The 23,405-nt window shown below is 72.6% G+C and carries 19 protein-coding genes; 12 read left to right on the forward strand and 7 right to left on the reverse strand.

What is annotated here, in order from left to right; translation table 11 throughout:
• Positions 1–6 precede the first annotated feature (6 nt).
• The 8 genes from AV521_RS05955 to AV521_RS05990 all read left to right on the forward strand — a co-directional run bounded on the left by AV521_RS05955 (position 7) and on the right by AV521_RS05990 (position 12,585).
• The gene (locus AV521_RS05955) at positions 7–2,082 is read left to right on the forward strand and encodes a CHAT domain-containing protein (protein ID WP_076084434.1); all 2,076 of its coding nucleotides are present in this window, start codon (positions 7–9) and stop codon (positions 2,080–2,082) included.
• Complete coding sequence (locus AV521_RS05960; RefSeq protein ID WP_076084436.1) at positions 2,079–7,160, forward strand: hypothetical protein; 5,082 nt, start codon at positions 2,079–2,081, stop codon at positions 7,158–7,160. Before AV521_RS05955 ends, AV521_RS05960 begins: the two co-directional genes overlap by 4 nt.
• Entirely contained in the window at positions 7,157–8,434 is a 1,278-nt protein-coding gene (locus AV521_RS05965) for a hypothetical protein (RefSeq protein ID WP_076084438.1), read from the forward strand. Before AV521_RS05960 ends, AV521_RS05965 begins: the two co-directional genes overlap by 4 nt.
• A 110-nt stretch (positions 8,435–8,544) precedes the next feature.
• Entirely contained in the window at positions 8,545–9,450 is a 906-nt protein-coding gene (locus AV521_RS05970) for an aldo/keto reductase (RefSeq protein ID WP_076084440.1), read from the forward strand.
• Positions 9,451–9,603: 153 nt separating this feature from the next.
• Positions 9,604–9,984 (forward strand): BlaI/MecI/CopY family transcriptional regulator, encoded by a 381-nt coding sequence (locus AV521_RS05975; protein ID WP_076084442.1) that lies wholly within the window; start codon positions 9,604–9,606, stop codon positions 9,982–9,984.
• Positions 9,981–10,916 carry a M48 family metalloprotease gene (locus tag AV521_RS05980; protein ID WP_076084444.1) on the forward strand — a complete coding sequence of 312 codons (936 nt, stop codon included), beginning with the start codon at positions 9,981–9,983 and terminating at the stop codon, positions 10,914–10,916. Before AV521_RS05975 ends, AV521_RS05980 begins: the two co-directional genes overlap by 4 nt.
• A gap of 136 nt (positions 10,917–11,052) precedes the next feature.
• On the forward strand, positions 11,053–11,460 hold the full coding sequence (locus AV521_RS05985) for a VOC family protein (protein WP_076084447.1): 408 nt from the start codon (positions 11,053–11,055) through the stop codon (positions 11,458–11,460).
• Between the two features lie 45 nt (positions 11,461–11,505).
• The gene (locus AV521_RS05990; RefSeq protein ID WP_076084450.1) at positions 11,506–12,585 is read left to right on the forward strand and encodes an adenosine deaminase; all 1,080 of its coding nucleotides are present in this window, start codon (positions 11,506–11,508) and stop codon (positions 12,583–12,585) included.
• On the opposite strand, the gene AV521_RS05995 is transcribed toward AV521_RS05990, so the two are convergent.
• The 3 genes from AV521_RS05995 to AV521_RS06005 all read right to left on the reverse strand — a co-directional run bounded on the left by AV521_RS05995 (position 12,567) and on the right by AV521_RS06005 (position 15,610).
• Positions 12,567–13,082 (reverse strand): DinB family protein, encoded by a 516-nt coding sequence (locus tag AV521_RS05995; RefSeq protein ID WP_143658574.1) that lies wholly within the window; start codon positions 13,080–13,082, stop codon positions 12,567–12,569. The genes AV521_RS05990 and AV521_RS05995 overlap by 19 nt on opposite strands.
• 28 nt (positions 13,083–13,110) lie before the next feature.
• Positions 13,111–14,616, reverse strand: coding sequence for a carotenoid oxygenase family protein (locus AV521_RS06000; RefSeq protein ID WP_076084456.1), 1,506 nt, complete (start codon positions 14,614–14,616; stop codon positions 13,111–13,113).
• A 67-nt stretch (positions 14,617–14,683) separates the two neighbouring features.
• Entirely contained in the window at positions 14,684–15,610 is a 927-nt protein-coding gene (locus tag AV521_RS06005; protein ID WP_076084459.1) for a LysR substrate-binding domain-containing protein, read from the reverse strand.
• 126 nt (positions 15,611–15,736) lie between these two features.
• Here AV521_RS06005 and mgrA point away from each other — a divergent pair, with 126 nt between their 5' ends.
• On the forward strand, positions 15,737–16,729 hold the full coding sequence (gene mgrA, locus AV521_RS06010; protein ID WP_076084462.1) for an L-glyceraldehyde 3-phosphate reductase: 993 nt from the start codon (positions 15,737–15,739) through the stop codon (positions 16,727–16,729).
• A 101-nt stretch (positions 16,730–16,830) separates the two neighbouring features.
• Here mgrA and AV521_RS06015 read toward each other — a convergent pair whose 3' ends face one another.
• Entirely contained in the window at positions 16,831–17,292 is a 462-nt protein-coding gene (locus AV521_RS06015; protein ID WP_076084464.1) for a DUF5990 family protein, read from the reverse strand.
• 85 nt (positions 17,293–17,377) lie between these two features.
• Positions 17,378–18,388 carry an oxidoreductase gene (locus AV521_RS06020; protein WP_256725447.1) on the reverse strand — a complete coding sequence of 337 codons (1,011 nt, stop codon included), beginning with the start codon at positions 18,386–18,388 and terminating at the stop codon, positions 17,378–17,380.
• Positions 18,389–18,461: 73 nt separating this feature from the next.
• Between AV521_RS06020 and AV521_RS06025 the strand changes: the two genes are divergently transcribed.
• Complete coding sequence (locus AV521_RS06025) at positions 18,462–19,427, forward strand: AraC family transcriptional regulator (RefSeq protein ID WP_076084468.1); 966 nt, start codon at positions 18,462–18,464, stop codon at positions 19,425–19,427.
• Here the strand turns inward: AV521_RS06025 and AV521_RS06030 are convergent.
• Positions 19,420–19,704: a DUF1905 domain-containing protein gene (locus tag AV521_RS06030; protein ID WP_076084470.1), complete on the reverse strand. Its 285-nt coding sequence runs from the start codon at positions 19,702–19,704 to the stop codon at positions 19,420–19,422. The genes AV521_RS06025 and AV521_RS06030 overlap by 8 nt on opposite strands.
• A gap of 121 nt (positions 19,705–19,825) precedes the next feature.
• The gene (locus tag AV521_RS06035; RefSeq protein ID WP_076084472.1) at positions 19,826–20,227 is read right to left on the reverse strand and encodes a nuclear transport factor 2 family protein; all 402 of its coding nucleotides are present in this window, start codon (positions 20,225–20,227) and stop codon (positions 19,826–19,828) included.
• 308 nt (positions 20,228–20,535) lie between these two features.
• On the opposite strand from AV521_RS06035, the gene AV521_RS06040 reads away from it, so the two are divergent.
• Together AV521_RS06040 and AV521_RS06045 are read left to right on the forward strand one after the other, a co-directional pair.
• Positions 20,536–20,946 (forward strand): hypothetical protein, encoded by a 411-nt coding sequence (locus tag AV521_RS06040; RefSeq protein WP_076084474.1) that lies wholly within the window; start codon positions 20,536–20,538, stop codon positions 20,944–20,946.
• 119 nt (positions 20,947–21,065) lie between these two features.
• Positions 21,066–23,405, forward strand: a complete 2,340-nt coding sequence (locus AV521_RS06045; protein WP_076084476.1) for an FHA domain-containing protein — start codon at positions 21,066–21,068, stop codon at positions 23,403–23,405.

Below are 23,405 nucleotides of genomic sequence, written 5' to 3' on the forward strand. Positions count from 1 at the left end.
GGCACCATGGCACACGGCACGGTGAAGACGCCGGTGGAAGCGGTGCTGCGGCTGGTCGGCGAGGCCGACGGCGCGGAGCCCGCCATCGTACAACTCGCGGTGGACGGGCGTCCGGTGGCATCCGCCGCACTGGGCGACCTGGGGCGCACCGAGGACCTCCTGACGGTCTTCGACCGCGGAGTCGGCGAGCACGATCGCGAACAGGTCGGCGAGCGGCTGTACACCGCCCTGCTCGGCGGTGAACTCGCCAGGGCATGGGCCGAGTTGCGCACCGGCTGCGGCGGACGCCCGCCGCTGCGCGTCCGGCTGGACATCGAGTCGCTCGCACTGCGCTGCCTGCCCTGGGAGCTGTTGCGGCACCGCGGTCGGTGGCTGTGGCGCCGGCCGGAACTGAGATGGAGGCGCGGCGCTGAGGACGCCGAAGACGCCGAGGCCCCCACGGAACCGTGCGAACTCGGGCCACTGCGGGTGCTCGTCGTCGTGTGTCACGGGGCCCAGGACGACCGGCTGCTCGCCGAACACGAGATCGCCGCCATCTCCGGCGCCCTGGAAGCGGTCCCGGGCCGCGCCCATCTGGAAGTGCTCGACAACCCCGGCGACGCGGCCGAACTGTCCCACCGCGTCGACGAGTTACGCCCCCACGTGCTGCACATGATCGGCCACGGCATGCCCCGCCCCGGGACCGGCAGCCCCGTCATCGCCTTCACCACGCAGGCCCGCGAGGGCACGGGCGAGTGGGAGCTCGAACCGGGCGACGTCGCCGACCTGACCGCATGGAAGCCCCCGCTGGTGGTGCTCAACGCCTGCCACCTGGGCAAGGCGGACCCCGCCGACTGGATCGGCGGCATGGCCCAGGCCTTCCTGGACGCCGGCACCAGAGCCGTCGTGTCGATGCAGGACGACATCGAGTCCGACGCCGCGGTCGTGTTCTCCGAGATGTTCTACACCGAACTGTGCCGCGTTCCCGGCGTGGACGAGGCGGTGGCCGCCGCACGCGCCGCCCTCGCCAAGCGCGCGCCCGGACAGGGTTCCTGGGCCCTGCCGGTGCTCCTCACCCGCACCGCTCCGGACCAGGTCGTGCCCATCGAACGCCGGGTCCCGCCGGGCACCTGTGCCGAGGACCTCGGCACCCGCAAGCAGTACGTCGAACTGGGCCGCTTCGTGGGACGCCCCGAGGAGCGCCGCCGCGCCTGGTGGGCGCTGGACGACCCGGCGCTCGCCCCGCGCGGAACCGACCGGCCGGTGCTGGTCATCGGCGGGAAGTCCCAGACCGACGGCGAACGCACCGGCAAGACCTGGCTCACCAACTGGTGCCTGGTCACCTGGTTCCTGCGCGGGCACCACATCGTCTCGGTCGACCTGAGACAACCACTCGAACCACCCCTGGACCACCAGGCGGCCGGGCGGCCCACCCGGCACAAGGACTGGCTGTCGGCGCTTCGGCTGATACGCCAGGAGGCCACCTCACCCCGCCAGTTGTGCCGGCTTCCCGAGACCGCCTTCGGCACCTTCAACGCCGTACTCAACCGCTGTGCCGGATCGGGCGTCCTGCCCGACGAACCGGAACCCGAGGAGGACCGGTGGCAGCCGTTCGACGACGACAAGGGTGATCCGAACGACAAGCGGAAGGACCGCATCATGGCGGCGTTCCTCGACGCGCTGCAGACCGCGGCCGCCGGACGGCCCATGGTCGTCGCGCTCGACCACGCCGACACCATCATGCGCGGCGCGTTCGTCGACGTCCTGTACCGCGGGCTCGTCGAACCGATCGCCTACGGCCGCGCCGCCCCGCTGCGCCTCATCCTGGTCGCCCGGGACGCCTGGCTGAACGAGGTGCTGCCCGAGGCCGACTCGCACATGCTGGGCCGCGTCAGCGTCGGCGACTTCCGCAGCGAACAGTTCCTGCGGCTGGCCCGGGCCTACGCACGGCGGCTGGGCGTTCCCGCGGACGAGCCGACCGTGGCCCTGCTGGAGTCCTGCCGCGCCGTCATGGGCTCGCACTTCGGGGTCGACACCTTCGAAACCCTCACGCGGCTGATCCCCGAGTGGCGTGCGGCCGGAGCACAGGGAGCCATCCGATGACGGACGCCCTCGCGGACATCACCCGGCGGCTCGCCGCCGGCGAGAGCCTGGAAGCCATCACCCGCTCCCTGCGCCCGCCGCAGTGGGCCGCCGTGCTGCGGGTCTGCGCCGTCGCCCGCACCTTCGACCCCACCCTGTACCGGGCCGTCCTGAGGCCTGCCGCCACCGGACACGGGCCCGGCCGGCCGCCCGCGCTGGACGAACTGATCCACGAGGGCGCCGTGCACCCCGTGGGTGGTGCACCGGGCACGTACGGCCTGCCGGACGACGACCGCGCCGCCTACTTCCTGGACTGGATCCGGCCCGGTGCCGAGGACGATCCGCTCTCGCCCGAACTGCTGGACCTGGAACGGCGCATCGCCGCCCACCACCAGGCGTCCGGCGACCACGCCGAAGCCGTACGGCACCTCCTGCTGCCGGACCCCGAGGCTGCCCTGGCCCTGTTCGAGGAGCGGTTCGCGGAAGCCGACGAACGCCGTGACTTCGCCGCCTGCCAGGACCTCGTGGAGGTGCTCGGAGACGCCGACCGGCTGCCCCACGCCGTGCCCGGCATCACCGATCTGGGCATCGACCGCGCCGGTTACGTGCGGGCACGTGACCACTGGGCCGCCGACTACGCCCGCTCCGCCCAGTTCCTCCAGCCCCAGCGACTGACCTACGACGCCGAGGAACTGCTCTGCGGACGGCGCAGGGTGTGGCATGTGTACGCCCCCGGAGGCCGCGGCAAGACGATGCTGCTGCGCTGGCTCGTGGCCAGGTACTGCGTGCCGGCCCCCCGCGATGTTCCCTGCGCCCGCATCGACTTCGACGTCGTCAATCCGCACACGGTGGGCCGCCACCCCTGGCTGCTGCTCCTGGAGATCGCCGAACAGTTCGGCCGCCGGCTGCCCGGCGGGGTCTTCGAGTCGCTCTCCGGGTACGACGTCTACCGGATCCTCCTGGACCGCCGGCCCTCCGCGCCGGCGCACGACGTGGCAGGCGCCGCCGACCACCTGGACACCGCGGCTGTCGAGGCCGAACTCCTCGCGGCCTTCGCCGGCCGCCTCAATCCGGCGCTGGCCGGCAAACCGGCCCTCCTGGTCGTCGACACCACCGAGGAGCTGCTGCTGCACGGCCACCCCGAAGCGGAACGCATGCTGGGCATGCTCGCGTCCCTGCTGGAGTGCTGCCCGGGACTCAGGCTGATCCTGGCCGGCCGCTACAACCTGCAGGCGAGCATCCCCAAGGCCCTCAGCGCGTTCCCCGGGGACAAGGTCGAGCACATCCTGGTGCGGCCCTTCACCAAGGCGCGGTCCCGGGCGTATCTGACCCGGGTGCGCGGCATCACCGACCCGGGCCTGGTGGGCGTCGCCACGGACAAGGCCCGGGGACTGCCCTTCCACCTCGCCCTGCTGGCCGACGTCGTCGAGCAGGACCCGGACATCACCCCCGAGGAACTGGCCGGTTGCGACGGGCCGCTCGTGCGCTACCTCATCGAGCGGGTGGTGCAGCGCATCGACGACCGAGCCGTGCGCTGGCTGCTGCGGTACGGCGTGATCCCCCGGCGCCTGCACAAGAAGGACGTGTTCACGGTGATGCGGTCCTGGCTGGCCAAGGGCATCACCGACCGGTCCGACGTGGACGACCCGCGCCGGGACGACCACCATCTGCGGGGCCGGGACGACGTCTTCCCCTTCGTCGCTGCCGAGCCGACGGACCTGGAGCTGGAGCGGGCCTGGCAGCGGCTCCTCGCCTACGCGGCCAAGTCCTCCTGGGTCTCCAGGCACTCCGGCGACGACGACACGGTGGTCTTCCACACGAACGTCCTGGCGCCCATGCGGCTACTGGTCTCCGACCATCCGGTCTTCGCCGAACTGCACCGGGCGTTCGCCGCCCACTTCGACGCCCTGGCCGAGGCCGACTCCGAGCAGTACGGCGCCTGTCTGCGGGAGGCCACCTATCACCGTTTCCAGGCGGGGGACCCCGGGGCGGTGCGGTGGTGGCGCGACCAGATCCTGGCGGCGAGCGAGCGGCAGGACCTGGAACTCGTCCGGGAACTCTGTGAGGAGGTGCTGGGCGAGGAGTACCTGGAGGGCGGGCAGCCCCGGCTGCGGTCGGACGGGCGGCCCCTGATCGACCTGGCGGCGGTCGTCCATGCCCATCTGGGCGTCGCCATGGGGGTGTTGAGCAGCCACGGCACCGCCCTGCGCGCCTTCGCCAGTCCCTCGGACCCGGCCTGGAGCGAGGTGGAGCGTCATCTGGCGGTCGTCGACCGGCTGGTCCGGGAGTCCGACGAGCCGATCGAACTGGCCGGTGCCGACGTCTGGTTGCGGGCGCTGCTCCTGATCGGCAGAGGAGACCTCGACGAGGCGGCACGGCTCATTCCCTCCGTGCCCGAGACCTCGATCGGCGGTACGGCGCGACGGTCACTGGAACTGCTCCTGACGGTCGCCCGGCTCCAGCTGAACGCCCCCGGGGCCATGGACACCTACCGGACCTGGGTGTCGACGGCACGGCACACGGAGGACATCGGGCGGCTGACCGATGCCTCCACGGTGCTGGCCCGGGTCCTGGAGGAACACGGCCGGGCCGACGAGGCGGTCGCCCTGCTGCTGGAGCTGGTCAGGGAGCGCGGGGAGACCACCGGGTCGCCCGAGGCACTGTGGAACCGGGCGCTGCTGGCCCTGGTCGGCGCGGAACTCCGGGGTGTCGCACCGGCCTCGGCGCTGCACCGGCTGGAGAGTATCGATCTCGATGCGCTGACACCCGCGGAGGGGGTCGACGCATGCCTGCACACGGCGCGCGCCCACCAGCTGCTGGGCAGGTCCCGGCCCGCCTTCGAGGCGCTGGACCGGGCCGAGAGCGTCGCCCAGGGCATCGACGACTCCACCCGATACGGGTGTCTGGCCGAGATCGCCCTGCAACGCGGGATGCTCCAGGGCCGGCTGCTGGCCGTGGACAGCGCCGAGCGCTCCTTCGCCCGGGCCGCCGCGCTCTGGAGCGACCTCGGCTACCCGGACGGCCACCCTCGCTGCCTGCTGGAGCAGGCCCGGTTCCTCGCCCGTGACGTGGGCGACCTGCGCCGGGCGGCGCACGCCCTGCAGCGGCTGCGGACCGTGGACACCGGCGGGGAGCACGCCGTCGAGGCGGCCCTGCTCTGGAACGTGCTCGCCGGCCTGGGCCACGAGACACCGGACGCCGACGTGCTCGACGTACCGCTGCGTTCCCGCAAGGACCTGCTCGACGGCGGCGTCGCGGCGGTGCTCGCCGATCCCTCCCGCGCCGCCGAACTGGCCGAGGCGCTCGCGGAGGTGCGGTCACCGGGACACCGGCTGACCGTGCTGGCCGGGCTGAGCCTGTGCCCCACCCCGGAGCACCCGGTGCCCGAACTCGACCTGCTCCGGCCGGCCTTTGCCGCGCTGATCGAGCAAGAGGCCGACGACCTGGACCACCAGGTGCGGCTGGCCCTGTTCGCGGAGTTCGAGCGGGTCTGCGGGCGGCCGGAGGCGGCGGCACTGCTGGTGGCCCGGGCCTGCTCGGCGCTGGACGACACGGCCGGCGGCGACCCGTTGCCGAAGTGGATGTGGGCCCAGGCCCAGATCCGCTGCGGCGGCGCACCGGAGCGCGAGCCCGGCTGGTCGCTGTACCACCGGGCCGACGACGCGCCACCCCTGCTCCGTGCGACCGCCCACTGGCTCGTCGCCACGACCGAGCCGGACACGGAGGCCAGGCGAACCCTGCTGCGCGCCGCCGCCGAGCCGCTCAGCCAGGTGCAACGGCCGTCGTTCTGGGCGTGCCGGATCCTGCGGTCCACCGCCTCGGTGAACGAGGACAAGCTGCTCGAACAGGGCGCGGCCGTGATGGCCGAGGCGCTCGGTTACCCGGCACGGGAGCCGGGACCGCGGCCTGTGTCCTCGTCCGTCGTCCTCTCGTCGGCCCACGACGACGTGTACCGCGTGGATCCCGGGCGGCCGGGGGCCCTGGCCCTGATGCCCATGGCCCAGTCCCTGGCCGTCAACTGGCAGGAAGCCGTGGCCGCCCATGTCGCCCTGCTGCACCACACGACGCCGGGCACCGAGCCCGTACGCGCCCTGCAGGTGCGGGCCGACGAGCCCTGGCTGCTCGCCTTCCCCTGGGAACTCCTCTTCCCGTACAAGCGCACGGCCCTGTACCGCACGCTGCCCCAGGCAGCGGAGATCGCGGATGTCAGGGCCGTGCAGTCGGCACTCAACAGCCGCTCGGACACCAAGGTGGTGACCGACGGCGTCTGGGGTGCCTTCACACAGATGGCCCTCGGCGTCGCCGCCGGGGTCTCGCCGCTGGGCGTCCTGTCCGTGGAGGGGGCCTGGGCGGCCCTGCAACTCGTCCAGGCCGCCCGCCGGCGGGTCCGGGAAGGCACCGGCCCGAGGGCGGTGGTCGTCGCCTGCGACCCACCCGCCGACAACAGCTCCTTCGCGACGTCCGGGTACGCCTACGCGCGCTCCGTGCTGCACGCCTACACCACCCGCGACGTCCTCGCCCGCGACGTCCGTTCGCCCGGCAGCCTGCCCAGGCTCAAGGAACCGCCGGCGGTCCTCCATGTGACGGCGCCTCTGCGCCTGCGCGGCGGTGCCACCCCCTGTTTCGACCTGTCCTTCGGCGAGCTGAGCCCCAGGGAACGGCTCAGCCGGACGGCCACGGGAGCCGACCTCGATCCGGGCAGACTGGTCGAATGGCTGCGGCAGTTCGAGCCGGGCACCCAGCCGCTCGTCGTGCTCGATCCGCCCCGGCCGGCCTCGCCGGCGGACATCCCCCTGCAACTGGCCCTGCGCAATCTCTTCGCCGCGTCGCTGTTCTCCTCCGGACACGCTCCCGCCGTGCTCGGCGTGGGCCTGCTGGCGGCCGGCCGGAACGCCCAGACGAACCTGGTGGCCCAGGCCGTCCGAGCGGAGACTCCACTGCTGCGGCTGTACGAGGAACTGTGCGGCCGCGACCCCTTCTCGGGCCTCGCCGGCTGGGGGGAGGACGAACTGGAGCGCCACTGCGTCTCGCTGTTCGCCAGCCCGGCCGCGCTGTACCTGTCGGAGCCCGACCACGGACGGGAGACGACGAGCGCATGAGCGGCGCCGCGACGGACCACGCCCTGGCCGCCGACGCCGGACACCGGGCGCGCCGCGACGCCGAGGCACGGCATCTGGTCGCCGGACTGCATGCGGAGCTGGCCGACTGGTCGCGGGCAGGCGCGGACGGGGGCGCCCTGGAGAAGCACCAGTCGCAGATCGAGAGCGCCGTACGGGTCGTCTCGGGGGCCCTGGAGCGGCTGACCGGACTTCCCGCCGCCGAGCGGCGGGAAAGGGCTCCCGAGCTGGTTCTCGACCTCCATCACCTGTGGGACTTCTTCCGCACCAAGCTGCTGGTCCGGCACATTCCGCACCAACGGCGCTTCCTGTCGGTGGCCGACGAACTGGCCTGGGCCGTCTACGACCCGGTGCGCCGGTCGGCCGCCGCCCACCTGGCGCTCAGGGAACCGCCGCTCACCTTCCTCGACCGCCACCCGGTGCCGTTCGCCGCCGCTCGGGGCAGCGCCTTCGAGGAACTGCTGCCCTCGGGGGCACAGCGCACCCTCGCCGGACGCCGGGCGGCAGCACACCTGCCGTTCCCGGTGATCGGAATCCCCTGGCCGGCGAGCCATCATCTGCCCTCGGTGCTCGCCGTCGCCCATGAGACGGGTCACCACATCGAGGACGACTTCGGTCTCACCGCCGTGCTCGGTACCCGGCTGCGACAGCGGGCGGGACTGCCCGCCGGGCGGCTGGCACAGTGGCAGGGCTGGATGGGTGAGGTGTTCGCGGACCTGTGCGCGACTCTGGCGTGCGGCGAGGCGTATGTCCTGGCCCTGGACGACGCCCTCGCCGCCCACCCCGCGGCCTCGGACGGTGGCGCCCACTATCCGCCGCGGGCCGTCCGGGTGCGGGTGTGCCGGGCCGCGCTCGACGCCGGCCCGGCCGCCCTGCCCGGCTGTGCCGACGCGGAGGCGCACGCCGTGGTGCAGGCACTGATCGGCGAGGGTTTCGAAGAACTCGGCGGAGCCCGCCTGAGGTCCCTGGTGGGTCTGCGGCGCCCGGCCGAACTCCCCGGGGCGAGCGCGCGGCTCGCCGCCGGGCTCCGTTCCAAACGGAGCGACGTGCCAGGCGTGCTGGCCGCGGCGACCCTCGCCTTCGTCGCCGACCCCGCCCGGTACGACCGTCAGAACGTGGGAGAGCGCGCCCTGCTCGAAGTGCTCGCCCTCGTACCCCGGGGCCCGCGTGCCGCCACGGCGACCGGCCCGCAACGCGCCGCCCGCGACAGTGCCGCCGGCCACGACCTGTTCGACCTGTTGCGCGCCGCACACTGACCCACCACCGGCTGCGGGGCACCCGCCGGTGGGCCCCGAACTCATGCGATATTCACCGGATTTACCGGATTCACCGGCACGCGCTCCAGGGCTTGTGCGAGACTCCGCCGATGACCGCTGAAACGATCACCGCGGATGCCTCCGGCACCTGGAAACTCGGCGACCTGCCCGTCCACCGCATCGGCTTCGGAGCCATGCGGCTGACGGGCAGCGCCGCCTTCCACCTCGGTACACCCAGCGACCGCGCACGCTCGATCGCCGTGCTGCGCCGGGTCGTGGAACTCGGCGTGAACCACATCGACACCGCCGCCTTCTACTTCTCCGCCACCCGCTCCGCCAACGAACTGATCAACACCGCCCTCGCCCCGTATCCCGACGGCCTGGTCATCGCCACCAAGGTGGGCCCGTTCCGCGACTACTACGGGGAGTGGGGCACCGCGGCCCGGCCCGACCAGCTGCGCGGTCACGTCGAGGAGAACCTGCGCCAGCTCGGCCGTGACCACCTCGACGTCGTCTATCTGCGCCGGATGGGGCAGGACTCCGTCGCCGAACACTTCGGGGCGCTCGCCGAACTGCGTGAGGCCGGACTGATCCGGCACCTGGGGGTCTCCGACGTCGAACCGCGCCACCTCGCCGAGGCGCTGGAGATCGCCCCCGTGGTGTCCGTGGAGAACCGGTACGCGCTGGACCGCCCCGATCCCGTGGCCGACGAGGTGCTGCGCCTCTGCGGCGGACACGGCATCGCCTTCGTGCCGTTCTTCGCCGTCGCCGGAGAGGCCGGGGCCCATGCGGCGACCGATACCCACGACGACACCGTGCGCGACATCGCCCGCGCCCACGGCGTGAGCCCCGCGCAGATCCGTATCGCCTGGACTCTGCACCAGGGCCCGCACGTGCTCGCCATCCCCGGCACCGGAAACCCGGACCACCTCGCGGAGAACGTCGCCGCGGGCGCCCTGCGGCTCACCGCGGACGAACTGGCACGCCTGGACACCCTGCACGCCCCCGCGGGCTGAGACGCCGGGGGCCCCGTCTCGCGGGCGGCGGCCCCCGGACGAGCGGTCCGCCCATAATGGTGCGCGGGGGCACAGCCGTACGAAGGCTTGATTGACTACCATCGTGTAGACGGTCGCCCGGGCCGCTGACGAAGACGGGGTGAGGAACGTTCCATGACCGAGGCGAAGGACGAGCGCCGGCCGGCCGGTGAACTCGAAGCGAGTGTCATGGCCGCACTCTGGGCCGCCGCCGCGCCCCAGACACCCGGCCAGGTCCAGCGGAGCCTCGGCGCGGACCTGGCCCGTACGACGGTGACCACGATCCTCACCCGCCTCCACGACAAGGGGGTCGTCGAGCGGCACCGCCAGGGCCGTGGCTACGCCTACCTCCCGGTCCGGGACGTCCGGGACGCCCACGGCCTCACCGCCCGCCGGATGCACAGTGAGCTGGACCGCGACAGCGACCGCGAAACCGTACTCGCCCGCTTCGTCGCCCAGCTCAGCCCCCACGACGAACGCATCCTGCGCGACCTCCTCGAACCCGACGAACGATGACCGCACTGCTTCTGCTGCCCCTGCTGCTGCCGATCGCCCTGCCGGCCCTGGCCCGCCGGGCCCTGGGCCGGCTGGCCCCGGTCGCCGCGCTGTGGGCCGTCACCGCGAGCGCGGCCGTCCTCGCCGGCTGCTCACTGGCCGCGCTCGGCTCGTTCGTCCTGATCGGGCTGCTCAAGATCCCGCTCTTCGCCGCGGTCGGCCAGCTGATCCACCCGCTTCGCACCGCCTCGGACCTCGTCGTCCTGCCCGCCGCCGCGACCTCCGTCGGTGCCCTCGCCGTCTGCGGCTGGACCCTCGTCCGCTCGGTGCTGCGCCAGAGCCGCGCCTTCCGCGCCGCCCGCACTCAGGCCGTGCGCGGACCGTCGGCCGGCGACCTGTGCGTGGTGGACTCGCCCTGCCCGGACGCCTACGCGCTGCCCGGCCGCCCGCACCGCATCGTCGTCACGACCGCGATGCTGCGCAGCCTGGACGGCCCCGAGCGGGAGGCGCTGTTCGCGCACGAGCGGGCGCACAACGACGGCCACCATCACTACTTCCTCGTCGCCGCCGAACTCGCCGCGCACTGCCACCCCGCACTGCGCCCGGTCCGCGAGACCATCCGCCTCGCCGCCGAGCGCGCCGCCGACGAGGCCGCCGCCACCCGGGTCGGCGACCGGCGGCTGACCGCCCGGGCCATCGCCCGCGCGGCCCTCGCCGGACAGGCGGCCCGCTCAGCCCCCTCAGGGCGCCCCGACTTCGCGCCCGCCGCGACCACGGGCCCCGTCCCACAGCGCGTCCAGGCCCTGCTGGCCGCGCCCTACGTGCCCCGAGCCGGCCGCACGATCGCCGGCCTGCTCATCGCCTGTACCGCCGTCTCCTGTGTGGCCTCGGCCGTCGGCATGGCCGACTTCCACCACCGGGTGGAGGTCGCTCAGGGCGACGAGAGGCCCTGACGCCCGGCGTGCGCGGACTTCTCGTCGAAGCCCCACGGCAACGCGCGTAGAACAACGACTGGCGCCCGTGAAGTTTTACGTATAACCTCACCCGCTAACCACCCCCACCGGAAGGTCCGATCACCGGAAGGTCCCGATGCGACGCGTCGCCCTGGTCACCCTCGTCGTCGACGACTACGACGAGGCCATCCGCTTCTACACCGAGGCCCTCGGATTCCGGCTGGCCGAGGACGCCCCGCGCCCCGACGGCTCCCGCTGGGTCGTCGTGGAGCCGGACCCGGAGCGCCGGAACGCGGTCCCGGCCGGCACCGGGCTGCTCCTCGCCCGCGCCAAGGACGAGGCCCAGCGGTCCCGTGTCGGTGACCAGACCGGCGGCCGTGTCGGGTTCTTCCTGCACACCGACGACTTCGCCCGCGACCACGCACGGATGGTCGCGGCCGGTGTGACCTTCCTGGAAGAGCCGCGGCACGAGCCGTACGGCACGGTCGCCGTCTTCCAGGACCTGTACGGCAACCGCTGGGACCTGCTCCAGCCCGCCGACTGATCCCTCCTCGCCGCTTCGAACCGCCTGCTCAAGGAAAGACCCGTCATGACTGCTACGCGCGTAGATACCGATGTGATCCGCCGCCTGCCCAAGGCCGTGCTGCACGACCACCTCGACGGTGGCCTGCGCCCCGCCACCGTCGTCGAACTCGCCGCGGAGATCGGCCACACCCTCCCCACCACCGACCCCGACGAGCTGGCCGCCTGGTACTTCGAGGCCGCCAACTCCGGCGATCTGGTCCGCTACATAGCCACCTTCGAGCACACCCTCGCCGTCATGCAGACCCGCGAGGGCCTGCTGCGCACCGCCGAGGAGTATGTGCTGGACCTCGCCGCCGACGGTGTCGTCTACGCCGAGGTGCGCTACGCCCCCGAGCTGAACACCAGGGGCGGGCTGTCGCTGAGCGAGGTCGTGGAGACCGTCCAGGAGGGTCTCGCCGCCGGTATGGCCAAGGCGGCCACCGCCGGCACCCCGGTCCGGGTGGGCACCCTGCTGTGCGGGATGCGGATGTTCGACCGGGTCCGCGAGGCCGCCGACCTGGCCGTGGCCTACCGGGACGCCGGTGTCGTCGGCTTCGACATCGCGGGCGCCGAGGACGGCTTCCCGCCCGCCGACCACCTGGCCGCCTTCGAGCACCTGCGCCGCGAGAGCGTGCCCTTCACGATCCACGCCGGTGAGGCGCACGGCCTGCCCAGCATCCACCAGGCCCTGCAGGTGTGCGGCGCCCAGCGCATCGGCCACGGCGTGCGCCTCACCGAGGACATCCCCGACCTCGCGGCCGGCAAGCTCGGCCGGCTCGCGTCCTGGGTGCGCGACCGCCGGATCGCCCTGGAGATGTGCCCCACCTCCAACCTGCAGACCGGCTGCGCCACCTCGATCGCCGAGCACCCGATCACGGCTCTGAAGGACCTGGGCTTCCGGGTCACCCTCAACACCGACAACCGTCTGGTGTCGGGCACGACGATGACCCGGGAGATGTCCCTGCTGGTGGAGGAGGCCGGCTGGACGGTCGAGGACCTGCGCACGGTCACGGTGAACGCCGTCAAGAGCGCGTTCATCCCGTTCGACGAGCGCAAGGCCCTCATCGAGGACGTCGTCCTGCCGGGTTACGCCGCGGCGCTCTGAAGGAGCCCCCTGAGGTAGGCGGCCTGTCCGATGTGCTGAAGGTCGTCGGACAGGACGCTCACCAGGCGCACCCCGAGCGTGACCGGGGGGTCCCAGCGCTCGTCCACGACGCGTTCCAGATCCTTGGCGGCGAGCGAGCGCAGCTGCCCGAGGGTCTGCTCGTGGACGGCGTCGTAGTAGCCGGTCAGCAGGTCGGCGGAGTCGATGGTGACCCTGGCGACCTTCGCGGGGGTGTGCCCGTACCCGTGGTCGCGGGGCGGCAGATCGAGGCCGAAGCGCTTCTCCCAGCCCTGGCCCAGCCACACCTGGTCGAGGTCGAAGGCATCCGCGATGTGGTCGTCCTGCACCCGGGTCAGGTGCCAGACCAGCCAGGCGATGGAGTTGGCGTCGGGCGCGGGGCGGTGGTTCAGCTCGTCCGGTCCGAGGCCGTCGAGGGCGGCATGGACTTCTTCCTGGATGCGGCCGTAGCCGTCGATGAGGATGTCCTTTGCATGCATGGAGCCCACCATCCCAAACCGCGGGCGTTCACGCGTCCGGAATCCAACTGCCGTGGAAACCGAGCGGCACCCGCCCGGGCAGATGGACGCGTGCCACCGGCTCCCCGGTGAAGTCCTGCGCCGCGAGGATCACCAGGTCGGCCGCGCCGCGGTCCGGGTTGTGGACGTATGCGAGCGCATACCCGTCGTCCTCGGCTACGGCCCGGTGGCCGGCCGCGTCCCGCGCTACGAACACCGCCTCGCCCGCCGCCGCGCCCCTAGGCAGCCGGTGCACCTCGGTGGCGCCGCGCAGCAGGTCGTGCTTGACGAGCGCGTTGGAGAAGGCGGCGTCGGGCGGGTTGCCGCCGTCCGGCGTCAGATAGGCGGCCGTCAGCGCGGCGGCCGCCGCGGTATAGCCGTAACGGTGCCGCCGCGACACCAACGACTCGTTCACGCGCGGGAATTCCTGCGGCCGGTCGTCCAGCACCCGCTGCCGTACCCGCCCTTGGCGCAGGTCGATCGTCCACCGCTCCAGCTTCGTGGTCCCCGCCGCGTACGGGCCGTCCGAGCCATGCCCGGCGACGTAGAACGGTGCCGGGTAGGTCGTCATGTCGACCACCACGCGGCCGCCCTCGTCGTAGGCGTTGAGTGTGTGCGAGTAGAAGACGGGGTCGATCTCGAACCAGCGCACGGGGCCGCCGGTACGCCGCATGACGCCCACGCGCGTGGGGTGTTCGCGGTTCCAGACGTACGGCACCGGTTCGCCGCGCTCGGCCGCGGCGGGGTCGAAGGTGATCGGGACGTCGATGACGACGATGTGCCGCTCGGTGAGCGCGAAGTCGTGCACCATCGGTGCGTCCGGCATCGGGATCCGGGTGGTGCGGGTGACGCGCCCCGAGGGATCCACCACCATGTGCCGGATGTGGTCCCATGCGGGGTAGTAGGCGATCGCGTGCAGCTCGCCGGCGTGTACGTCGAACTTGGTGTGCGCGGTGAACGCGCCTTCCAGGGTGCCCTTGAAGTCGTACGTGCCCACCGTGCCCAGCTCGCCGTCGAGTTCGTACGGCAGCGGGCCGCTCTCCTGCAGCGCGAGGATCCGCCCCCGGTGGGGGATCACATGGGTGTTGCACGGGAAGTCGTCCGGCGGGACCGGACCCGGGTACGGTTCGCCCCGTTTCTTCGCGACCTGTGAGGAGCGCACCCAGCGGTTGCGGTACCACTCGGCCTTGCCGTCGCACAGCCGGACCCCGTGCACCATGCCCTCGCCGAGCATCCAGTGATGGGCCCGGGGGTCCTCCAGACCGAGCACGTTCGGGCCGTTGCGCAGGAAGCGGCCGTTCAGCTCGCGCGGGATACGGCCGGTCACCGGCAGGTCGAACGCGGTGAGTTCCTCGGTGACGGGTGCGAACGCTCCTTCCAGAAACGGAAAGTGATCCTTCGCCGGCTTGGCTGTGGGGTGGGCCGCCGCCGGGTCGTTGTCCAGGCCGGTGAGTGCGCCTGCCGCCGCGAGTCCGGCCGTCCCCCGCAGCACGGTCCGCCGTGTGTGTTCCGCCATGGTCTGTCCTCCCGGCCGTCGTCGCCCTGCCTGACGGTCTTGAGTCTGCGGCGGCGGGCGGCCGGAGTCAGGAGGTCTGGGGCCCGTCCTGGGGTGGTGCCAGGTCCCCTGCCCCACCTCCAGTTTCCAGGAGGGTGACCAGCGCCCGGGCGGCGGGACTGGTGGCCCGGTCCGGCGGCAGCAGGGCCACGGTCTCGTACTCCGCCTCGCCCGTGCCCTTCAGCGGCAGCGCCGTGAGCGAGGGCCGCTTGTGCCGGAAGTGCCGGGGTACGACCGCGACCCCCAGGTTCTCGTCCACCAGATCCAGCAGGCTGTGCACGTCGTTGACCTCCAGCGCGACCGTGCGCCGGACACCGGCCGCGGCGAACGCGGCGTCCGTGGTGCGGCGCGGCCCCCAGTCCGGATGGAAGTCCACGAAGACCTCACCGGCCAGGTCCTGGGGGGTCAGCACCGCGCCGGCCGCGGCCAGCCGGTGCCCGGGGTGGCACAGCACGGTCATCGGTTCGCTCGTCAGCGACACCGAACGCAGCTGGTCGGTGTCCGCCTGGGTGCGATAGGCGAAGGCGAGGTCGAGCCGGCCGGCCCCGACCTCCTCGGCCAGCGCGCCCGAACCGGCCTGCCGCAGCCGGATCTCCACGTCCGGGTGCCGGCCCCGGAACGCGGCCAGCATCCGCGCCACATGCACCCCGGCGATGCACTGCTCCGTACCGAGTGCCAGTGTGCCGCGCAGTACGCCCTGCACCGCAGCCACCGCCTCGTGTGCCGAGCGCACCTGCGCCAGGATCCGCTCGGCCTCCACCAGCAGCGCCCGCCCCGCCTCGGTGAGCGTCACCCGGCGGGTGGTCCGCACGAACAACGGCGCCCGCAGCTCCCGCTCCAGCGCCCTGATCGACGCCGACAGCCCGGACTGGGACACCATCAGACGTTCTGCGGCCCGGGTGAAGTGCTGGTCCTCGGCGACGGCGACGAAGTGCTGGAGATGGCGCAGTTCCATGATTGAGCAGCCTAGCCGCTGAATTCCATCGGATTCTTCTGTTGGACCGCTGCTCGCAGGCCGCGACAGAGTGGAGACCAGTTCCCCGGAACCGGACTCACCTGTGCCAACCCCTCTGGAGTCGCGTTGTACACCGCACACCCCGACCGTTACGCCGACATGCCCTACCGGCGCACCGGGCGCAGCGGACTGAAGCTCCCCGCGCTGTCCCTCGGCCTGTGGCACAACTTCGGCCCGGACCGGCCCGTCGAGACCCAGCGGGCCATCCTGCGCCGCGCCTTCGACCTGGGCGTCACCCACTTCGACCTCGCCAACAACTACGGCCCGCCGCCCGGCGCCGCCGAGTCCGCGCTCGGCGAGGCCCTCAAGGCCGACTTCGGGCCGTACCGGGACGAGCTGATCATCTCCACCAAGGCCGGCTACCTCATGTGGCCCGGCCCGTACGGCGAATGGGGCTCGCGCAAGTACCTGCTGTCCTCGCTCGACCAGAGCCTCACGAGGATGGGCCTGGACCACGTCGACATCTTCTACTCGCACCGCCCCGACCCGGACACTCCGCTGGAGGAGACGATGGGCGCCCTGCACAGCGCGGTGCAGCAGGGCAAGGCGCTCTACGTCGGCGTCTCCAACTACTCGGCGGAGCAGACCCGAGAGGCCGCCCGGATCCTCGCCGACCTCGGCACCCCGCTCCTCATCCACCAGCCGCGCTACTCGATGCTCGACCGGCGCCCCGAGGACGAGGGGCTGCTCGACGCCCTGGACGCACTCCAGGTCGGCTCCATCGTCTACTCCCCGCTGGAGCAGGGCCTGCTCACCGGTCGCTACCTCGACGGCATCCCCGAGGACTCCCGGGCCGCGAGCGACAGCCCCTTCCTCGACTCGGACGCCGTCACCGAGGACCTGGTCGGCCGGCTGCGCGCCCTGGACGAGATCGCCAAGTCCCGCGGCCAGACCCTGGCCCAGCTGGCCCTGGCCTGGGTGCTGCGCGGCGGCCGGGTCACCTCCGCGCTGGTCGGCGCGAGCAGCCCGCAGCAGGTCGAGGACAGCGTCGGCACCATCCGCAACCTGGACTTCGACGCCGGGGAACTGGCCCGGATCGACGCGATCGTCAGGCCGTAGGCCGTAGGCGGGCAACGGTAGGCGAGCCATGGCCGCAGGTGATCAATCCGCCGGGTGCCGGCACCGGGATCGGCCGGCCTGGCCTGTGTGAACCCGGTGGCTCACGGGTCCGACGGTTCGCCCGCGCTCCAGACGATCGTCGGGGGTACCACCCGCCCGCACAGCGGATGGCCCTTGGCGTCGGTGAGGGCGAGCCGGCCCGCCAGCGCGCCGCGCCGCCGTGCCTCGGCGAGTACCTCCGGCGGAACGTCGGCGAGCATCAGCTTGGCGCGCCGGAACATCCGGGACGCCTCCTCCTGCGGCTGCCTGCCGACCCAGGAGAGGTAGACGAAGCGTCCGCCGAGCCGGTTCTGCACATAGGGGCCGCGCAGCGCGCCGTCAGCGGTGAACGCGCAGGTGAGCGTCCACGTCACCGTCGGGGCGTCGCCGGGCTGTGGATCGAGCAGCTCGGTGGGCCGGTCCTTGCGCTGGACAGCGACCTCGATGCCGCTGACCCCGTGGAAACCGGGGCCGGGCCCGCAGTGGCGGCCAGGCAGGGTGTGGCCCTCGATACGCAGGTGCATGCCACCAGTGTGGGCGAGACGGGGCAGGAGGCCGGAGCCTTCCCGTATTCCCACGCCGAGGAATGTGCGCGGGCCGGCGCGATCGTCATGCGGTGAGGCGCTCGCTGACCTCCCAGAGGCGGGCCGCCGCCTCCGGGTCGACGGCGTACGGCAGCACGCCGGGCAGCCCCGGTTCCGCCCGCCACTCGGCCTCGTTCTCGGCGGTCACCAGGGGACTGATGTCGCAGTTCTCGCAGTAGACCCCGCCCGATCCGTCGAGCTGCGGGCTGGTGGCGCACCACACGCTGGTCGCCGCGCCCTGTTCGGCGGTCTTCTGCTGCCGGGCGGGGTCGCGGACCGGGCGGCCCTCCGCGTCGACGGCACCGGCCGCCCGCAGGGCCTGGGTGCTGAGGTGCTTGGCGAGACCGGTGTCGACGATCTGGCCGGGGTGCACCGAGAAGGCCCGCACGCCCGCCGCCCGGCCCCGCCGGTCCAGCTCCACGGCGAACAGCGCGTTGGCCGTCTTCGACTGGCCGTAGGCGAGGAACGGCTCGTAGGCGCGGTGCTCGAAGTCCAGATCCTCGAAGACGACCGGCGAGAAGCGGATGCCCCGCGAGGACACCGAGACCACGCGTGCCCCGCGGGCCGCCACCAGCGCCGGCCACAGTCGTGCCACGAGCCGGAAGTGCCCGAGGTGGTTCGTGGCGAACTGCGCCTCGTGGCCGCGCGCATCCCGCCGCAGCGGATTCGCCATGATCCCGGCGCTGTTCACCAGGATGTGCAGCGGACGCCCGGAGGCCAGGAACGTCCTTGCGAAGGCGTCGACGGACGCCGGGTCGATGAGGTCCATCGTCTCGACCTCGACGCCGTCCACCTCTTTCAGCGCGGCGCGGGCCCGCTCCGGATCACGGGCCGGTACGACGACCTCGGCGCCCGCCGCGCGCAGGACGCGGCTCGTCTCCAGACCGATGCCCGAATAGCCGCCGGTGACGATCGCGACCTTCCCGGTCAGGTCGATGCCCTCGATCACGTCCGCCGCGGTGGACGCGGCACCGAAGCCGGAGCGCAGGGGCTGCTGTGGGGTGGTCATGGTGGGTGTCTCCTCGCTGTGAGCCATGGGACCACCGTAGGACCGCCCTCTCGAACGATGAATGCTTGAGAGTGCGCTCTACTTGCGTGATAGTTCGAACATGTCCACCGAGCCCCTGTCGGATCCCCTCACCGATCCCCGCTCCGATCCTCGCTCCGATCCCCTCTCCGACGCCCTCGCCGTCGCGGACGCGCGTGGGGTGTTCTCCGGCGGCTTCACGGCCGGCGGGCGCTGGGCGATCCGCCTGCGCGGGCGCGACAGGCTGAAGGTGAACGTCGTGGCGCGGGGCGCCTGTCTGCTGGTCGCCGAGTGCGCCGCCGAGCCGGTCGCCCTGGCCGAGGGCGACATCGTCGTCTCCGACGGGCGGCGGCCGTACGTACTGTGCAGCGAGCCGGGACTGGAGCCGGTCGAACCGGCTCAGGTCGCCGTGGACCCGCGCACCCGTATGGGAGCGCTCGGCGGGGGAGAGGACGTGGTGTGCGTCTCCGGGCACATCGACCTCAGCCGCGACAGCGGCGAACTGCTGCGCAGGGCCCTGCCCGAGCTGATCCATGTACGCTCCGGCGCGGCCGAGGCGCCGGAGCTGCGCCGGCTCACCGCGCAGCTGATGCAGGAGATGGCCGGCGGCCGGGCCGGTGCCGCCTTCGCCTCGGACCATCTCGCCCAGTTGATGTTCGTCCAGGTGCTGCGGTCCTGCCTCGGCGAGGCCGACGCGCTGCCGCCCGGCTGGCTGCGGGCCCTGGCGGACGAGCGGCTGGCGCCGGCGCTGCGCCTGATGCACGCCGACCCGGCCCACCCCTGGCGGCTGGCGGAACTGGCCCGGGCCACCGCGATGTCCCGGACCACCTTCGCCGTCCGCTTCCGGGAGGCCGCGGGTGTGCCGCCGCTGACCTATCTGCAGAACTGGCGCATGAGCCTGGCCGCCCGTGCGCTCCGGCAGGACTCCGTCCCGGTGGCAGTGCTGGCCCGCTCGGTCGGCTACAGCTCCGAGAGCGCCTTCAGCAACGCTTTCAAACGCATCGTCGGCGTCGCACCCCGGCGCTACCGGGAGACGGTCGTCAGCTGAGCCGTTCCCGAAGGCGTACGGTCACCGTGTCGCCCTCCCGCTTGCCGATCGCCCTGCGGATGCCGGCCTTCACGGGCAGCTTGTGCCTGCCGTCGCCCAGGGCCATGAACGAACTCCGGAACGGGTGCCCGTCGATGGTGCCGCGGACCTTGACCAGGCCGCGGGTGCCGAAGAACTCGGCCGAGCGCGGCCAGACCACATAGGTCCAGCCGCCGCTCTGCTGACTCTTCTCCAGGACCGCGGTGAACTCCGCGTCCACCGGCCGGCTCGTCTCCATGGTGTTCCTCCGTGCTCGGCGCGTCTGTCGGCGAATCGTCCGTCAGGGATCTGTTCGCCAGGGAACCGTTCGCCGGGACAGACCGCCACGCGCGGCGGAACTCATCGCCGGCCAGGCGGTGTCAGGCATTCGCCGGCACTCGGTCCAGAAAGCCCAGCACCTGCCGGATACGGCCCTCCTCGTCCAGCGTGACGACGTCGAACCCGGCCACCGGCGCCGAACCTTCCCCGGAGGAAGTACCCCCAGCCTCGCTCACCAGCTCCCAGGCGAAGCGCGCGGTGTCGTGGTGCCCGTCCACCGCGCCGAGCGGGCGGAAGACGAACCCGGGGAACTGCTCGTGGGCCGCCGTGATCACGGCCGCGATGCCCTCGTGGCCGCGGACGTCGGTGAGCGGGTCGGTATAGCCGCCGTCCGAGGTCCACGCGGCGGCGACCGCTTTCTTCAGCGCCTCCGGCTCGGTGGCGTTCCAGGCCTCGAAGTAACGGGCGGCGGCGCTCTCGTAACGGTCGGTGTTCACGGACATGGTGAATCAGCCTCCATCGAGGTCGTAACTGCTGGTCGGAGCCGGATCCTGGGCTTCGCCGATCCGGTGTGACCACCATGCCGGAGGGCTGCGGGGCGGGTCGATTACCTGCCTGGTAATGCCGAAGGACCCGCCCGCTCCGGTGTATTCCGGTCAGAAACGGACGGGGAATATGCCAACAGACTGGCCGGAAAGTCGTGGTGACAGTGTTTCGGCAGTGGCGATACTCGAACGCCAGGGGCACTTCACCGCACAGGAGCCGCACGGCCCAGGCCGGCACACCTGAAGAGGCGACGGGGGAGTGAGGCGTGCACGACGAATTCCTGTGCCATGTCACGGCGTACGGCATGTGCGACGGTCGGCGCATCGGCGTACCACTTGGTACCTATCGCGCGCCCACGCTGGCCCTCGCCCTGTGGTGGCTGCGGGACCGGGCGTCCTGGATCGCCGAGCGCCTCGACCCCAGCCCCGAGGACCCCGCCTTCCCGGCGGGCGCGCTGGTGCCGGTCGGGGAGACGGTGGCCGACGTGCCCGCCCTGCTGCGCGCCTGGTGTGCCGACGACGTCCGCCAGGAGCGGGTGGCCGACGAGCTGTCGGGCGGGCACCTGGTGCGGATCGCGGCCAGCGACGACACCACCGAGTACGAACTGCTCGCCGAGTCCGTCGACGCGCTGCGCATGCAGCGCACCCTGCCGGCGCTCGTCGTGCCCGTCGCCTGACACGTGTCGACCCGTCGCGGCACCGCCTCGTCCGATCCGGGGGATGCCCCCTCGGTCGATCGGGATGAAGTCCCCCCGGTGCCGGGCGCACATGTGAGCGAATCGGTACAATTTTGCCCATGGCGGAGCGGCCGGTCGCCCCGACGGCCCCCGAACTCGTCCTGGAGACCGACATGGGCTCCACGGTGATGAGCCCGGGCCAGGACTACCACGTCGGACGCGACCCGTTGAGCGACATCGTCCTCGACGATGCCCGGGTCTCGTGGCACCACGCCGTGCTGCGCTGCGACCACGATCTCTGGATCCTGACCGACCAGCACAGCACCAACGGCACCTACGCCGACGGCCACAGGGTCGACCGGTGGGGCGTGTGCCCCGGCAGCGTGATCCGCTTCGGCAACCCCACCGACGGCCCCCGCGCGGTCCTCGCCGGCGCCCCGCGGCCCGCCCCCGACCGACCCTCCGCGGTCTCGCTGCCCCTGCTGACCGGGACCTACCGCCGGCCCAGCAGCGTCCGCCCACTGCCCCCGCGCACGGTCCGCATCGGCCGGGCGGCCGACAGCGACCTCGTGGTGGACGACCTGATCGTCTCCCGCCGCCACGCCGAACTTCGCGCCCACCGCGACGGCACGTACGAGATCGTCGACCTGGGCAGCCACAACGGCACCTACCTCAACGGCCGGCCCGTCACCCGCGCACCCGTGGGCCCCGGCGACATCGTGGGCATCGGCCACTCCGCGTTCTGCCTGGTCGGCGACGAACTCCAGGAGTACGTCGACACCGGCGTGGTCTCCCTCGACGTCCAGGACCTCACCGTCGTCGTCGACCGCGACGGCAAGGTGCTCCTCGACCACGTGTCCTTCCCGGTGGGGCAGAAATGCCTGCTCGCGGTGGTCGGACCGAGCGGCGCCGGGAAGTCCACGCTGCTGAACGCCCTGACGGGACAACGACCCGCCGACCGCGGCACCGTCCTGTACGACGGCCGCGACCTCTACCGCGACTACGCCGAGCTGCGCCAGCGCATCGGCCTGGTCCCCCAGGACGACATCCTGCACCCGCAACTCACCGTGCGCGCCGCCCTCTCCTACGCCGCCGAACTGCGCTTCCCCGAGGACACCGCCGGGGCCGAGCGGCGCGCCCGGGTGGACGAGGTCATCGCGGAGCTCGGCCTCGCACGGCGCGCCGACCAGCCCGTGCACACCCTCTCCGGCGGGCAGCGCAAGCGGGTCAGCGTGGCCCTGGAACTGCTGACGAAGCCCTCGCTGCTCTTCCTGGACGAGCCGACCTCGGGCCTCGACCCCGGCATGGACCGCTCGGTGATGAACATGCTGCGCGGTCTCGCCGACGACGGCCACACGGTCGTCGTCGTCACCCACAGCGTGCTCAGCCTGAGTGTCTGCGACCGCCTCCTCGTGCTGGCCCCCGGCGGTACGGTCGCCTACTACGGGCCGCCCGGCGACGCCCTCGCCTTCCTCGGCTTCGAGCAGTGGCCGGAGGCTTTCGAGGCCTTCGAGCGCGACCCGGACCGGGACTGGGCGAGGGAGTACCGCGAGTCCCCCTTCCACCGGCACTACGTCGCCGAGGCCAGCACCCAGCCCCACCACCCGGGCCCGGCCCCCGTCACCCCGGCACCGCCGCCCCGCCCGCGCCGCTGGGCTGCCCAACTCGGCACCCTGGTCCGCCGCTACACGGCCGTCCTCGCGGCCGACCGCACCTTCCTGGTCGTCATGATCGCCCTGCCGTTCGTCATGGGCGCCATGGCCCGCGCCCTGGCCGGCGGCAGGCTCACCCCGGACACCGCGATGAACGCGCTGCTCATCCTGTGCGTCGGCGCCGTGCTGACCGGCGCCGCGAACGCGGTGCGCGAACTCGTCAAGGAGCGCGTGGTCTACCGGCGCGAACGCGCCGTGGGCCTGCCCCGGTCGGCCTATCTGATGTCCAAGATCGTGGTGCTCGGCACCGTCAGCGTCGTCCAGGCCGTCGTCCTCACCCTGGTCGCCCTGCTCGGGGTCGATCTCAATGCCCCCGGCGGCAGTGGCGTCCTGCTGCCGCCGCTCGCCGGGATCACCCTGGCCGTCGCCCTGCTGGCGTTCACCGCGATGATGCTCGGCCTGCTGGTCTCCGCGCTGGTGCGCAAGGAGGAGGTGACGATGCCGCTGCTGGTGCTGCTCGCCATCGTCCAGGTCGTGTTCTGCGGGGCGCTGCTCAAACTCCATGGCGTGCCGGGGCTCGAGCAGCTGTCCTGGCTCGTGCCCTCCCGCTGGGCGCTCGGCGCCATGGCCGGCACGGTCGGGCTGCCGCGGATCGTGCCCGGCGAGCTGACCGCCGACCCGCTCTTCCGGCACTCGGCGGGCGTCTGGCTGCTCGACCTGGGCATGCTGGTGGTGCTCTGCGTCCTCGACGGGTTCGCGGTCGCCCGGCTGCTGCGCCGGCACGAGCCCGCCGTGATGCGGAAGTAG

It is taken from the genome of Streptomyces sp. IMTB 2501, from assembly GCF_001953885.1.
Taxonomy (GTDB): Bacteria; Actinomycetota; Actinomycetes; order Streptomycetales; family Streptomycetaceae; genus Streptomyces.

Coding starts and splice junctions, on each gene's coding strand:
- AV521_RS05955 (WP_076084434.1), top strand. CDS start 7: ATGGCACACGGCACGGTGAAGACGCCGGTGGAAGCGGTGCTGCGGCTG.
- AV521_RS05960 (WP_076084436.1), top strand. CDS start 2,079: ATGACGGACGCCCTCGCGGACATCACCCGGCGGCTCGCCGCCGGCGAG.
- AV521_RS05965 (WP_076084438.1), top strand. CDS start 7,157: ATGAGCGGCGCCGCGACGGACCACGCCCTGGCCGCCGACGCCGGACAC.
- AV521_RS05970 (WP_076084440.1), top strand. CDS start 8,545: ATGACCGCTGAAACGATCACCGCGGATGCCTCCGGCACCTGGAAACTC.
- AV521_RS05975 (WP_076084442.1), top strand. CDS start 9,604: ATGACCGAGGCGAAGGACGAGCGCCGGCCGGCCGGTGAACTCGAAGCG.
- AV521_RS05980 (WP_076084444.1), top strand. CDS start 9,981: ATGACCGCACTGCTTCTGCTGCCCCTGCTGCTGCCGATCGCCCTGCCG.
- AV521_RS05985 (WP_076084447.1), top strand. CDS start 11,053: ATGCGACGCGTCGCCCTGGTCACCCTCGTCGTCGACGACTACGACGAG.
- AV521_RS05990 (WP_076084450.1), top strand. CDS start 11,506: ATGACTGCTACGCGCGTAGATACCGATGTGATCCGCCGCCTGCCCAAG.
- AV521_RS05995 (WP_143658574.1), bottom strand. CDS start 13,082: ATGCATGCAAAGGACATCCTCATCGACGGCTACGGCCGCATCCAGGAA.
- AV521_RS06000 (WP_076084456.1), bottom strand. CDS start 14,616: ATGGCGGAACACACACGGCGGACCGTGCTGCGGGGGACGGCCGGACTC.
- AV521_RS06005 (WP_076084459.1), bottom strand. CDS start 15,610: ATGGAACTGCGCCATCTCCAGCACTTCGTCGCCGTCGCCGAGGACCAG.
- AV521_RS06015 (WP_076084464.1), bottom strand. CDS start 17,292: ATGCACCTGCGTATCGAGGGCCACACCCTGCCTGGCCGCCACTGCGGG.
- AV521_RS06020 (WP_256725447.1), bottom strand. CDS start 18,388: ATGGCTCACAGCGAGGAGACACCCACCATGACCACCCCACAGCAGCCC.
- AV521_RS06025 (WP_076084468.1), top strand. CDS start 18,462: ATGTCCACCGAGCCCCTGTCGGATCCCCTCACCGATCCCCGCTCCGAT.
- AV521_RS06030 (WP_076084470.1), bottom strand. CDS start 19,704: ATGGAGACGAGCCGGCCGGTGGACGCGGAGTTCACCGCGGTCCTGGAG.
- AV521_RS06035 (WP_076084472.1), bottom strand. CDS start 20,227: ATGTCCGTGAACACCGACCGTTACGAGAGCGCCGCCGCCCGTTACTTC.
- AV521_RS06045 (WP_076084476.1), top strand. CDS start 21,066: ATGGCGGAGCGGCCGGTCGCCCCGACGGCCCCCGAACTCGTCCTGGAG.